The 12,789-nt window shown below is 69.8% G+C and carries 12 protein-coding genes and 1 pseudogene; 11 read left to right on the top strand and 2 right to left on the bottom strand.

The window, feature by feature from the left end:
* From AB0H32_RS15175 to AB0H32_RS15200, 6 genes and pseudogenes are all read left to right on the top strand, one after another.
* Positions 1-157, top strand: a pseudogene (locus AB0H32_RS15175) (DNA-directed RNA polymerase subunit alpha); the annotation flags it as partial.
* 179 nt (positions 158-336) lie between these two features.
* Entirely contained in the window at positions 337-831 is a 495-nt protein-coding gene (gene rplQ / locus AB0H32_RS15180) for a 50S ribosomal protein L17 (RefSeq protein WP_361119558.1), read from the top strand.
* 91 nt (positions 832-922) lie between these two features.
* The gene (truA, locus tag AB0H32_RS15185) at positions 923-1,783 is read left to right on the top strand and encodes a tRNA pseudouridine(38-40) synthase TruA (RefSeq protein ID WP_361119560.1); all 861 of its coding nucleotides are present in this window, start codon (positions 923-925) and stop codon (positions 1,781-1,783) included.
* Between the two features lie 165 nt (positions 1,784-1,948).
* Positions 1,949-3,556: a glycosyltransferase family 2 protein gene (locus tag AB0H32_RS15190; RefSeq protein ID WP_361119562.1), complete on the top strand. Its 1,608-nt coding sequence runs from the start codon at positions 1,949-1,951 to the stop codon at positions 3,554-3,556.
* Positions 3,556-4,539, top strand: a complete 984-nt coding sequence (locus AB0H32_RS15195; RefSeq protein WP_361119564.1) for a glycosyl hydrolase — start codon at positions 3,556-3,558, stop codon at positions 4,537-4,539. The genes AB0H32_RS15190 and AB0H32_RS15195 overlap by 1 nt, the downstream gene beginning before the upstream one ends.
* The gene (locus tag AB0H32_RS15200; RefSeq protein ID WP_361119566.1) at positions 4,536-6,137 is read left to right on the top strand and encodes a glycosyltransferase family 39 protein; all 1,602 of its coding nucleotides are present in this window, start codon (positions 4,536-4,538) and stop codon (positions 6,135-6,137) included. The genes AB0H32_RS15195 and AB0H32_RS15200 overlap by 4 nt, the downstream gene beginning before the upstream one ends.
* 43 nt (positions 6,138-6,180) lie before the next feature.
* Here AB0H32_RS15200 and AB0H32_RS15205 read toward each other — a convergent pair whose 3' ends face one another.
* The gene (locus AB0H32_RS15205) at positions 6,181-7,059 is read right to left on the bottom strand and encodes a hypothetical protein (protein WP_361119568.1); all 879 of its coding nucleotides are present in this window, start codon (positions 7,057-7,059) and stop codon (positions 6,181-6,183) included.
* A 287-nt stretch (positions 7,060-7,346) separates the two neighbouring features.
* On the opposite strand from AB0H32_RS15205, the gene rplM reads away from it, so the two are divergent.
* The 4 genes from rplM to AB0H32_RS15225 all read left to right on the top strand — a co-directional run bounded on the left by rplM (position 7,347) and on the right by AB0H32_RS15225 (position 10,633).
* Positions 7,347-7,790, top strand: coding sequence for a 50S ribosomal protein L13 (rplM, locus tag AB0H32_RS15210; protein WP_361119570.1), 444 nt, complete (start codon positions 7,347-7,349; stop codon positions 7,788-7,790).
* A 42-nt stretch (positions 7,791-7,832) separates the two neighbouring features.
* Complete coding sequence (gene rpsI, locus AB0H32_RS15215) at positions 7,833-8,345, top strand: 30S ribosomal protein S9 (RefSeq protein WP_100827765.1); 513 nt, start codon at positions 7,833-7,835, stop codon at positions 8,343-8,345.
* 179 nt (positions 8,346-8,524) lie between these two features.
* Positions 8,525-9,883, top strand: a complete 1,359-nt coding sequence (gene glmM / locus AB0H32_RS15220) for a phosphoglucosamine mutase (protein ID WP_361119572.1) — start codon at positions 8,525-8,527, stop codon at positions 9,881-9,883.
* 231 nt (positions 9,884-10,114) lie between these two features.
* Positions 10,115-10,633 (top strand): hypothetical protein, encoded by a 519-nt coding sequence (locus AB0H32_RS15225; protein WP_361119574.1) that lies wholly within the window; start codon positions 10,115-10,117, stop codon positions 10,631-10,633.
* Positions 10,634-10,705: 72 nt separating this feature from the next.
* Here the strand turns inward: AB0H32_RS15225 and coaA are convergent, their stop codons facing one another.
* A complete protein-coding gene (coaA, locus tag AB0H32_RS15230) occupies positions 10,706-11,695 on the bottom strand; it encodes a type I pantothenate kinase (protein WP_361119576.1) in 990 nt (329 codons plus the stop codon).
* A gap of 252 nt (positions 11,696-11,947) precedes the next feature.
* On the opposite strand from coaA, the gene AB0H32_RS15235 reads away from it, so the two are divergent.
* Entirely contained in the window at positions 11,948-12,730 is a 783-nt protein-coding gene (locus AB0H32_RS15235) for a hypothetical protein (RefSeq protein WP_361119578.1), read from the top strand.
* The last annotated feature ends 59 nt before the right edge of the window (positions 12,731-12,789 follow it).

Consider the following 12,789-nt stretch of genomic DNA (forward strand, 5'->3'; position numbering starts at 1 on the left):
CGGTGCGAAGTCCATCGACGAGGTCAAGGCGAAGCTGGCCGGCATGGGCCTGGCCCTCAAGGACAGCCCGCCCGGATTCGACCCGACCGCCGCCGCCGACGCCTTCGGTGCCGACGACGACGCGGACGCCGGTTTCGTCGAGACCGAGCAGTACTGAGAGCTCGGGACCGACGGTCCGATCCCGGGTGCGGGTGCGCTGCGCTTGATCGCGCAGTTCCCCGCGCCCCCTCCGGGGCTTCCCTTCGGGGACGCCTCGGATCTCCGACGGGCAACCGCCCGCTCGGATACTGACTCCGGTACCTGACACGGCCGGGGCAGACACACAGGAGAAGAACAATGCCGAAGCCCACCAAGGGTGCCCGTCTGGGCGGCAGCGCCGCGCACGAGAAGCTGCTCCTCGCGAACCTCGCGAAGTCGCTGTTCGAGCACGGCCGTATCACCACCACCGAGGCGAAGGCCCGCCGCCTGCGCCCGTACGCCGAGCGTCTGGTCACCAAGGCGAAGAAGGGCGACCTTCACAACCGCCGTCAGGTGCTCCAGGTCATCACGGACAAGAGCATCGTCCACACGCTCTTCACCGAGATCGGCCCGCGTTACGAGAACCGTCCGGGTGGCTACACCCGCATCACCAAGATCGGTAACCGCCGTGGCGACAACGCGCCCATGGCTGTCATCGAGCTGGTCGAGGCGCTGACGGTGCAGCAGAAGGCCGTGGGTGAGGCCGAGGCCGCCACCAAGCGTGCGGTCAAGGAGGCCGAGGAGACCAAGGTCGAGGAGACCCAGGTCGAGGACGCCGCCGAGGCTCCGGCCGAGGAGTCGAAGGACGCCTGAGGCTCTGCCTGACGCAGGAAGCGGGTTCGCCCTACGGGGCGGGCCCGCTTTCGCGTACCTGGGAGAAGCCGGAGCTTGAGAGGATCTGTTTGTGAGTGAAGTACAGCCCGGTCACGTCCGTATCCGCCTCGACCTGTCGTACGACGGCTCCGACTTCCACGGCTGGGCCAAGCAGGCCGGCGGCAGGCGGACCGTGCAGGGGGAGATCGAGGACGCGCTGCGCACGGTGACGCGGTCGAAGCAGACGTACGAGCTGACCGTGGCCGGGCGGACGGACGCCGGTGTGCACGCGCGCGGTCAGGTCGCGCACGTCGATCTGCCCGAGGAGCTGTGGGCGGAGCACCGCGAGAAGCTGCTCAAGCGGCTCGCCGGGCGGCTCTCCAAGGACGTGCGGGTCTGGAGCCTGACCGAGGCCCCGGACGGCTTCAACGCCCGTTTCTCGGCCGTCTGGCGGCGCTACGCGTACCGCGTCACCGACAGTCCCGGGGGAGTGGACCCCCTGCTGCGCGGCCACGTCCTGTGGCACGACTGGCCGCTCGACGTGGACGCCATGAACGAGGCGGCGCGGGCGCTGCTCGGCGAGCACGACTTCGCCGCGTACTGCAAGCGGCGTGAGGGCGCGACCACGATCCGTACGCTCCAGGAGCTGAGCCTGGTGCGGGGGGCCGACGGGATCATCACCGCGACCGTCCGGGCCGATGCGTTCTGTCACAACATGGTGCGCTCGCTGATCGGCGCGCTGCTGTTCGTCGGGGACGGGCACCGGGGTCCCGAGTGGCCCGGAAAGGTGCTGGCCGCGGGCGTCCGCGACTCGGCCGTGCATGTCGTGCGACCGCACGGGCTGACTCTGGAGGAGGTCGGCTACCCCGCCGACGAGCTGCTGGCCGCACGGAACCTGGAGGCGCGGAACAAGCGCTCGCTGCCCGGGGCGCGCGGGTGCGCAGGCTGCTAGTCACCTGCAGGACGCAGGCAGCTGATCGCCCTTTTCGGATGTTTGTCGTATCAGCATCGTTTTAGTTTATTTCCAGTAGGTATTCCGTTACTTAGGGTTAAATGCGGGTCCGGTTGATCGCGTTGCCGTGACGTTTCCGAGGACCCGCTCCTAAATTTCCCGGATATGCGTTCAATTGAGGCCGCCCATGAGCTGCGGCCCGGGGCAAGACGGCAACAGACCCTCAGACCGAAGCCGGTCGCACCGGCATCCCCTGGTCTGCTGCCCCTACCGCCGTCGGACACCGAGAAATACGCCTACGCCGGGCGCCGCCTGCCGGTGCTGGTCGTCACCTCGCTCGTCAGCATGGGCTGCCTGGTGGTGAGCCAGTTCAGACTGGCTGCCAGCACACCGCTGTTGTGGCTGCTCGTCCCGCTGCTGGCATTCACCCTGCTCTACTACCTGATCTCGCTGCGGGTGAACCTGTTCAGCCGCGACTTCGACCTCGCACGGCATCGAGGACTCGTGGCCGGCTGGCGCCCGGACAGCTATCCGTCCGTCGACATCTTCCTGCCGGTGTGCGGCGAGCCGATCGAGGTGCTGCACAACACCTGGACCCATGTACGAGCGCTCGCGCAAGGCTATCCGGGTGCCTGCGAGCCGTTCGTCCTCGACGATTCGGACAACCCCGAACTGCGCGCCATGGCAGCCGACTTCGGCTTCCGCTACGGCACCCGCACCAACCGCGGCTGGTTCAAGAAGGCGGGCAACCTGCACTTCGGGTTCGGCCTCACGGACGGCGAGTACATCCTCGTCCTCGATGCCGACTTCGCGCCCCGCGCGGATCTGCTCCAGGAGCTGCTCCCGTATCTGGAAGCGGACGAGCGGCTCGCCATCGTCCAGTCCCCGCAGTACTTCCGGGTGCTCGACGCCCAGAACTGGATCGAGCGCGGGGCCGGCGCCGTCCAGGAGCTGTTCTACCGGGCCGTGCAGGTGTCCCGGCAGAGCCGCGACGGGGCGATCTGCGTCGGCAGTTGCGCCGTCTACCGGCGGGCGGCGCTGGAGGAGAACGGCGGCACCACCCTCATCGAGCACTCCGAGGACGTGCACACCGGCTTCGACCTCCGGCGCCTTGGCTGGGATCTGCGCTATGTGCCGGTCGCGCTGTCGGCGGGGGTGTGCCCCGACGACGCCCACGCGTTCTTCAACCAGCAGTACCGCTGGTGCACCGGCTCGATGAGCCTGCTCGGCAGCGCGAAGTTCTGGCGGACCAGGATGAGGTTCTCCAGCAGGCTCTGCTACCTGTCCGGCTTCCTCTACTACGTCCACACGGCCCTGTTCACCTTCGCCGCACCGGCGATCCCGATCGTTCTGCTGCTGGTGTACCCCGACAAGCCCTGCGTCGAGAGCCTCTGGCTGGTGCTGCCCAGCGTCGTCTACACGACGGCCGTGTTCCCACTGTGGCACCGGGTCCCCTACCGCCTGGAGGCGTGGGCCGTGCGCATGATGTACGGCTGGGCGCACGTCTTCGCGATCTGGGACATCCTGCGCGGCCGCCGCCTTGGCTGGCAGGCCACCGGTTCCTCCGCCGCGAAGCGGAACGGGACCGGACGGCGCACGAGGGGCGTGTGGCTGTGGGGTGGCGGCACCGCGCTGCTCTGGGTGGGCGCCGCCGTCTGGCGCACCCTCACCCTGAACCCCTACGACTTCGCCCTCCTTCTGTCCTCGGGTCTCTTCTACGCGCTGATCGTCGGACGAGTCCTGCTACCGCCCCGCCCGATGGGAGCCGACTGATGCGCATGTCCCGCCTCGCCACTGCCCTGCTCGTGCCGCTCACCGCCGCGGTGGTCACGGTGGCCGCCTGCACCTCGGCCGCCCCCGCCCACCGTGCCCCCGCCACGGCGGCACACCGGGACCGGCCCTACGACGTACGCCACCTGCTCCATCCGCCGAAGAAGTACTTCGGGCTCTCCCGGCCCCAGGCCCCGCACGACATGGACCCGGTGGACGACTACACCAGGATGGTCGGCAAGAGGCCGAATCTCCTCGTGTACTACGCCGCCTGGGGTGACGGATTCGACGCCACGGGCGTGCGCAACGCCTGGCGGTCCGGCGCACTGACCGTCGTGTCCTGGGAGCCGCAGAACCGGACCGTCACCGAGATCGCCGACGGCGCCACCGACCGCTACATCAAGTCCTACGCGCGAGCGGTGCGCACCCTGAACATCCCGATCGCGATCAGCTTCGCGGACGAGATGAACGGCAACTGGGAGAGGTGGGGAACCACCCGGACCACGCCTCAGGAGTACGTCCGGGCCTGGCGGCACATCCACGACGTCTTCAAGGGCGTCGGCGCGACCAACGTGATCTGGACCTGGACGCCGAACATCATGTCGCCGGGCAAGCACACGAACCTCAAGCCCTTCTACCCGGGTGACCGCTACGTCGACTGGAAGGGCCTGGTGGGGTACTTCACCGACTGGGACCCGCACACCTTCAAGGGCCTGTTCGGGCCGACGCTGCGAGAGCTGCGCAGGTTCAGCCACAAGCCGCTCCTCATCCTCGAGACGGGCGCCATGGGGGGCGGCCACCGGAAGGGCGACATCCGTGCCCTCTTCGAGGGTGTCTCGGCCGACCGGGACATCGTCGGATTCGCCTGGTTCGACCACGACAAACGCCAGGACTGGCGCCTGTCGGTGAACACGGAGGGCCTCGCCGAGTTCCGGCGCCTCGCCAAGAACCCCCTCTACGGCTTCGACGTGCGGAAAGTCGGATGACGTCCCCGGCGCGCGGACCCGAGGCGGTCCACTCCGTCCCCGCCCAGCCCGGCGTCCAGCAGGCCCCGGCCCGACACGCGCCCACGCCGCCGGAGGCCGCCTGGAGCATGGCGGCGTGCCGGCGGCGCACCTGGGTCAGCCGGGCGGTGCTGCTGTGTGTCCTGGCCTGTCAGGCGGCACTGTCCCTCCGGCTGGAGAACACGGCTTTCCAGGAGGAGGCGGCCTACCTCAGCTCCGGCCATGCGCAGATCGCCCGGCTGCTGCACGGCAACCTGGTGCCGGCGGACCTCGGGAGTCACCTTTCGGCCGCGCGGCTGCTCTATCCGGTGCCGGCCGCGCTCGCGGACGCGGCGCTCGGACTGGCGGGCGCTCGTCTGCTCAGCCTGTGCTTCATGCTCGGCGCGACCGCGGTGCTGTACGCCCTGACGCGCCGGCTGTTCAGCGAGCGGCCGGCGCTCGCCGCGGCCGCGCTCTTCGCCGTGCTCCCGTCCACGATCGTGCTCGGCCACTCCGCCACCCACGACTCGGCGGCAGTCTTCCTGCTCGCCCTCGCGGCCTGGATCATCGTACGGACCGCCCGGGCGCCGCTCGCCGTGATGCTCCTGGCCGCGCCGGTCGCGCTCCTGGCGATCGGCGCCAGGCCCGCCGCCGGGCTCTGCCTGCCGGGCCTGGCCGGTCTCGCCGCGCTCGTCACCTGGCAGCAGGGCGGCAGGGTGAGCCTCGCACGGGCCGGACTGCTGGTGATCGCCGTGGCCGCCCCGGCCCTCGTCTGGCTCCACCTCGCCGACGTACTCGGCGGCCTGCGGGCCGTCGTCTCCCCACCCGGGCAGGGCACGCGCAGCACATCGGAGCTGCTGCGCAGTGCCGCGCTGTGGAGCGGTCCGCTGCTCCTGACCGCGTGCGGTGGCGCCGTCGCGTATGCCTTCAGGGGCCGGATGAACGAATCACCGTCGGCCGCGCGCCTCGGGGTCCCGGGCGCAGTGCGGCGTGCCGTGCTGGGGCTGCTGCTGTGCGGCACCGCCCTGCTCGTGCTGGCCTGGCAGCTGCGCCTCACCTCCGCCGCCCGCCCGACGGGCCCGGGACTCGGCCTGCTGTTCGCGGCGCCCATGGCCGGTGTCGGACTGACCCGGCTCGGGGGCGCCCACTTCCGGCATGCCCAGCTGGCCTGTGCCCTGTGGGTCGCCGCGCTGTGCGTGGGGACGACCGGGGCGACCGCCTGGTTCACCTCGTGGCCCGAGGCGAGCCGGCTGACGACGACACTGCGGCAGTACGTCACTCCCGGCGCCGGCCACTACCTCGCTTCGACGCCGAGCATCCCGGCGTACTACCTGCGGGACATCACCGACCGCACCCGGTGGACGTCGCTCGGTCACGTCCGGTACCGGGATGCGCGCGGCACCCTGCATCACGGCGCGGACGGCTACCGCCGGGCACTCGCCGACGGCTGGTTCGACCTGGTCGTGCTCGACGGGGCCGCCGCACCGAGGATGGACCCCGTCGTCGCCGCCGCGGTCCGCGACAGCGGGCGGTACCGCCTGCTGGGCGCCGCGCGGTCCAGCGAGAACGACGGCCGGTACCGGATCTGGGTGAGGCGATGACCTTCCGCGCCGCTCTGCGGCGGCCGGGGCCGCCGGGGTCGGCCTATCCCTGGGCCGCGGCCGAGGCCTGGGCCTCGCCGCGCCGGTTGATCTGGCGGAAGGTGAACTCCGCCAGGTCGTCACCGGTGGCGAAGGCCTTCGTGTCCTTCTTGGTCACGTCCTTGCCGCTGGTGAAGCCGGTGATCGTGAAGTAGGCGTAGCGGCCGTAGGCGTTTCTCGTCGAGCGGCAGAACGCCCCGTCGCAGAAGGGCTTGACGCCCTTGCCGAACAGCGAGTGGACGATGCTCTGGTCGTTGGTCTGGGCCTTGGCCTTCGCCGCCTGGGCCGCGGTGTCGAAGACGGCGACGCCGACGGTGACCGCGGTGCCGCCGTTGGTGTAGGTGGCGCGCATCAGGCGGGTGCAGCCGTTCCCGGTGAGGACCTTGGGCAGGGTGCCGCCGGCGGCGGTGGCGCAGCTCTTGGTGTCGGCCGTGGGGCCCTTCTTGTACACCGTGCTGCCCATGGTCAGCTGCGTGCCCGGGAAGAGGGTGTCGGGGCTGAGCGGCGCCGTGTCCTTCTTCACGCTGGATATGAAGTCCGTCGGGTCCAGCGGGGGCGGGGCGCTGGTCGGGGCGAAGGACGGCGCGGTGGCCGAGCCGCTCGGCAGCGAGGCGCTGGCGGGCAGGTTGGTGGGGTTGCCCGAGGCGTTGTTGTCGCTGTTCGCGGAGACGACGGCCATGGCGACGGCCGTGCCCACGGCGATCGTGGCCAGCGCGCCGCCGCCGATGAACAGCAGCCTGCGGCGTTTGTTCCGTGTCTCCGAGGCCTCGGCGAGTGCTGCCCAGTCCGGAGTCCCGTCGTCGCCGTCACTGCTCCAGGGCTGCTGCGAATGCGGTTTCCAGGGATCCCACTGAGACTGGGGTCCCCCCTGCCCGTAACTCATGGGGCGCATCTTAGACGGGGGCCGGGGGATGCTGGAGCGAGTCCGTCGGCATGCCGCGTTTGTCCGTCGGCATGCCTCGTTTTGACCCGTCCAGGTACGCCCAGGTACTCTGCTTCTTCGTTGTGTATTGGCTTGCTCATTCTCACGGGACGGGCCCTTACACCGGTCCACCGGGCCGATGACCAGCGATCAGCACGCGGTTTGCGTCACCGTGGTGCGGTCGAGGCTGTCGTGATCGTTTCGGTGACCTGTTCAGGACCATTCACTCGAAGCGAAGGCTACGAACCGTGCGTACGTACAGCCCCAAGCCCGGCGATGTGACGCGCCAGTGGCACGTCATCGACGCTCAGGACGTTGTCCTGGGCCGTCTCGCCACCACCGCAGCGACCCTTCTCCGGGGCAAGCACAAGCCGATCTACGCTCCGCACGTCGACGCTGGTGACTTCGTCATCATCATCAACGCCGACAAGGTGCACCTGTCCGGCAACAAGCGGACCCAGAAGATGGCGTACCGCCACTCCGGCTACCCGGGTGGTCTGCGCTCCGTCCGCTACGACGAGCTGCTGGAGAAGAACCCCGAGAAGGCCGTCGAGAAGGCCGTCAAGGGCATGCTCCCCAAGAACACGCTGGGCCGTCAGATGCTCTCGAAGCTGAAGGTCTACAAGGGTGACGTGCACCCGCACGCTGCGCAGCAGCCGGTGCCGTTCGAGATCACCCAGGTCGCGCAGTAAGTCCGGCCACCCCCTAAGACTGAAGAGAATCTGAGGAGAATCGTGGCCGAGACCACTGCCGAGCAGCCGATCGAAGAGATCGACATCGAGAGCTACACCACCGAGTCCGAGGTCCCCGTCGAGGGCGAGTACACCTCGGAGTCCCTGGCCTCCCGCTTCGGTGAGCCCCAGCCGGCCGCCGGCCTGGGCCGCCGCAAGAACGCCATCGCCCGCGTCCGGATCGTCCCGGGCACCGGCAAGTGGAAGATCAACGGTCGCACCCTTGAGGACTACTTCCCCAACAAGGTGCACCAGCAGGAAGTCAACGAGCCCTTCAAGGTGCTCGAGCTCGAGGGCCGTTACGACGTCATCGCCCGCATCGCGGGTGGCGGTGTCTCCGGTCAGGCCGGTGCGCTCCGTCTCGGTGTCGCCCGTGCGCTGAACGAGGCCGACGTCGACAACAACCGCGGCCCGCTGAAGAAGGCCGGCTTCCTCAAGCGCGACGACCGTGCGGTCGAGCGCAAGAAGGCCGGTCTGAAGAAGGCCCGCAAGGCCCCGCAGTACAGCAAGCGCTAATCAGCAGCTGCCTGCTCGTACTCCGAACGCCCCGGCGGCACGCCACATGTGCCGTCGGGGCGTTCGTTTATCCCGGCCAAGGGCGTATAACGACACAAGACGCTCAACGGCTGGTGTGATCGGATGACCTGGCTGCTGCCACCATGCAAGGCAGCAAGGACGCTTCCTCAGGAGGACACGTGGGACGACTCTTCGGTACGGACGGCGTGCGCGGTGTCGCCAACGCGGACCTGACCGCCGAGATGGCGCTCGGCCTGTCCGTCGCGGCGGCGCACGTGCTGGCCGAGGCGGGCACCTTCGAGGGCCACCGGCCGACGGCGGTGGTCGGACGGGACCCGCGTGCGTCCGGGGAGTTCCTTCAGGCGGCCGTGGTCGCGGGCCTGGCCAGTGCCGGTGTGGACGTGCTGACCGTGGGCGTGCTGCCGACGCCCGCCGTGGCCCACCTGACCGGTGCGCTCGGCGCCGACCTCGGCGTGATGCTCTCCGCCAGCCACAACGCCATGCCGGACAACGGCATCAAGTTCTTCGCCCGCGGCGGCCACAAGCTCGCCGACGAGCTGGAGGACAGGATCGAGGCCGTGTACGAGTCCCACCGTCACGGTGAGCCCTGGGAGCGGCCCACCGGTGCCGGGGTCGGGCGCGTGCGGTCGTACGACGAGGGCTTCGAGCAGTACGTCGGCCATCTGCTGTCGGTGCTGCCGAACCGGCTGGACGGCCTGAAGATCGTCCTGGACGAGGCGCACGGCGCGGCCGCGGGGGTCTCGCCGGAGGCGTTCTCGCGGGCCGGCGCCGAGATCGTCACGATCGGTGCCGAGCCGGACGGGCTCAACATCAACGACGGCTGCGGCTCCACCCACCTGGACAAGCTGAAGGCCGCGGTCCTCGAGCACGGCGCCGACTTCGGTGTCGCGCACGACGGGGACGCCGACCGCTGCCTGGCCGTGGACCACACCGGCGACGAGGTGGACGGCGACCAGATCCTCGCCGTGCTCGCGCTGGCGCTGCGCGAGCGGGACGAGCTGCGCTCGGACACCGTCGTCGCCACGGTCATGTCCAACCTCGGCTTCAAGCTGGCGATGGAGCGGGCCGGCATCCGGCTCGTACAGACCGCCGTGGGTGACCGGTACGTGCTGGAGGAGATGAAGGAGCACGGCTTCGCCCTCGGCGGCGAGCAGTCCGGGCACGTGATCATCCTCGACCACGCGACGACCGGCGACGGCACGCTGACGGGCCTGCTGCTGGCCGCCCGGGTCGCCCAGACCGGCCGTACGCTGCGCGAGCTGGCGTCCGTGATGGAGCGGCTGCCGCAGGTGCTGATCAACGTCCCCGACGTGGACAAGTCGAGGGTGACGACCTCCGCCGACCTGGCTGCCGCCGTCGCCGAGGCCGAGCGTGAACTCGGTGGGACGGGGCGGGTGCTGCTTCGTTCTTCCGGTACGGAGCCGCTGGTGCGGGTGATGGTCGAGGCGGCCGACATCGACCAGGCACGGTCGGTTGCCGGGCGCCTGGCCGATGCGGTGAAGTCGGCGCTCGGCTAGGGCCTGGCTTTCGGATCTTGCCGGGGCCGAAAGAAAGGCCCTGGTTCCGCAGGACGCCGTCCGGGGCGGATCCGTCCCCGGCGGTGCCCGGCGCACACGTGCGCACCGGCTGCGTCACCCGAAGGAACGCAACTGAGAGTGCATGAGTGGTGACTGGTTGTTTCACTTTTGTCGAGGGGCCCTTGTCTGGCGCCCCGCCTCGACGGAAGAGAGCAGCACAGTATGAAGATCGTGAGCAGCACCCTGAAGCGAGCGGCAGGTCCGGCCCTGGTCGCGGGTGTCGTCGTCGTTTCGTTCGCCACTCCCGCCGCCGCCCAGACACCGGGCTCCACGGCGTTCCGCATCTTCGGCGGCCTTGCCGGGCTCCAGGCGCGCACCGGCGTTCAGAACCAGGTCACGGCCACTGTTTCGGGCGGCCATCTGCGTCTCACGGACGCCACGGGTGTCGCGATAGGTCCGGGGTGCACACGGGTGTCCGCCAACACCGCCGACTGCGGCAGCATCAGCACCGTCACGCGGCTCGCCATAGCGCTGGACGACCAGAACGACACCGCCACGACCAATGTTCCGGTCAACACCACCGTCGACGCCGGCACGGGCATCGACAACGTGACCACCAACGGCGGCAACGACACGATCGGCGTGGAGGACCACGCCGGCGGTGACACGGTGAACTGCGGCGGCGGCAGCGACGTGGTGTTCGCCGACCCCGGCGACAACATCGCCTCGAACTGCGAGCGGCGGCTCTAGGAGCCGCCCGTCCGCGACGTGCGCTCGCGCTGCCCGGCCCGGAGCCGCTTCGGGCCGGGCAGCGGCGGCGCCCTACAGCTTGCGCAGCCGCAACCGCTGGACCTTGTGGTCCGGGCCCTTGCGGACGACCAGGCCGGCCCGGCCGCGGGTGGGAGCGATGTTCTCCACGAGGTTGGGCTTGTTGATGGTGCGCCACAGCGTGCGCGCGTAGTCGAGCGCCTCCTCCTCGGACACCTGGGTGTACTTGCGGAAGTACGAGTCGGGGTCCTGGAAGGCGGTCTGGCGCAGCTTCCTGAAGCGGTTGAGGTACCAGCGTTCGATGTCCTCGCCGCTCGCGTCGACGTACACGCTGAAGTCGAAGTAGTCGGCGAGACCGACCCGGGTGCGGCCGTCCTTGCCGGGCAGGGCGGGCTGGAGGACGTTGAGCCCCTCGACGATCAGGATGTCGGGGCGGCGGACGGTGAGCTTCTCGCCCGGGACGATGTCGTAGATGAGGTGGGAGTAGACGGGGGCCGACACCTCGTCCTTGCCGGCCTTGATGTCCGCGACGAAGCGGGTCAGCGCCCGGCGGTCGTACGACTCGGGGAACCCTTTCCGCGACATCAGGCCACGGGCCTGCAGTTCCTCGGTGGGAAGCAGGAAGCCGTCGGTGGTGACCAGCTCGACGCGCGGATGTTCCGGCCAGCGGGACAGGAGGGCCTGGAGCAGACGGGCCACGGTGGACTTGCCCACCGCCACGGACCCGGCGACGCCTATGACGAACGGGGTGCCCGACTGGGAGCCCTGCTCGCCGAGGAAGGTGTTCAGGGCGCCGCGCAGGCCGTCCGTGGCGCCGATGTAGAGGTTGAGGAGGCGGGAGAGCGGGAGGTAGATGTCCCGCACCTCGTCGAGGTCGATGACATCGCCGAGGCCGCGCAGCTTCTCGACCTCCTCGGCGGTGAGGGGGAGCGGTGTCTTGTCGCGCAGCGCGCTCCACTCGGCGCGGGTGAGGTCGACGTAGGGAGTCGCCTCCGGCCGTGACCGGTGGGCGCTCCGGGGCATCGAGGAGACCGGAGAGATCACAGTCCATTGTTAACGGAGTTTGAACGGGGTGGCGGGGTGGGGTGCGTCACGTGCCGTCGGCCGCGGGGCGTGGCCGCCGGGGCGGGAGGCCGTCAAGATCACGTCGGTGTCACGGATGGATACCGGGTGGTAATTGCGTGATCAACTGTGGGTCTGCCGTGTCTAAAGTGCAAGCAAAGATCCACAGGGGCCGACGCGGACGCCGCCCGCTTCCCGTGGGTCGTGCGGATCGCAAGAGAAAGAGCCACTCACTTGAGACGTACCGTCGTTCGTCGTGCCGCTGTCGCCGCCTCGGCCGCCGCCCTCGCCCTGCTCGCCACCGCCTGCGGCGGTTCGTCCGGCGACAAGGGGGACAACGGCAAGGCGGCCCAGGCCGACAAGAGCGCCCCGGCGGCCCCCGGCAAGGCACTGAGCGCCGCCGAGCTGGAGAAGGCCGCGCTCACGCAGGCGGACGTCAAGAGCGGCAAGGTCGTCACCAAGGTGCCGGCGCAGGACGACATCGCGCAGGACAAGGTCACGGCGGACAACCCCGTGTGCAAGCCGCTGGCCTACCTTCAGGTGGGCTCCTACGTCGGCAAGCCCGCCACCACGGTGAAGCGGTCGTGGACGGGTGACGCGAAGAAGCCCGCCGCGGGCGCGAGCGCCGAGGACAAGATGCTCGCTCTCACCGACCGGTCGAAGACCGTCGAGACGCTGGCCTCCTACGACAACGGCGGCGCCGAGCAGGCCCTCAAGGACCTCCGGACGGCCGCGGCGAAGTGCTCCGGCGGCTTCTCGTTCACCGTGGACGGCGAGAAGACCAAGATCCTGAAGGTGGTCACGGGCACCGCGCCCCAGGGTGCCGACGAGGCGGTCGCCCTGACCTGGTTCGTCGACGCCGAGGAAGGCGTGAAGGCGCCGGTGAAGGGCACCGTCGTGCGCAAGGGTGCCACCCTCGCCTACTTCCCCGTCCTCAACATCGCGTCGGCCGCCACCGGCAAGGACTTCGACTTCCCCACCGAGATCGTCGACGCACAGGTCGCCAAGCTCGGCTGAAAGCCGAAAACAGCCCGCCGGGGCCCTCGAACCCCGGCGGGAATTTCCGATTTCGGGCA

It is taken from the genome of Streptomyces sp. NPDC020362 (assembly GCF_040642095.1).
Lineage (GTDB): Bacteria > Actinomycetota > Actinomycetes > Streptomycetales > Streptomycetaceae > Streptomyces.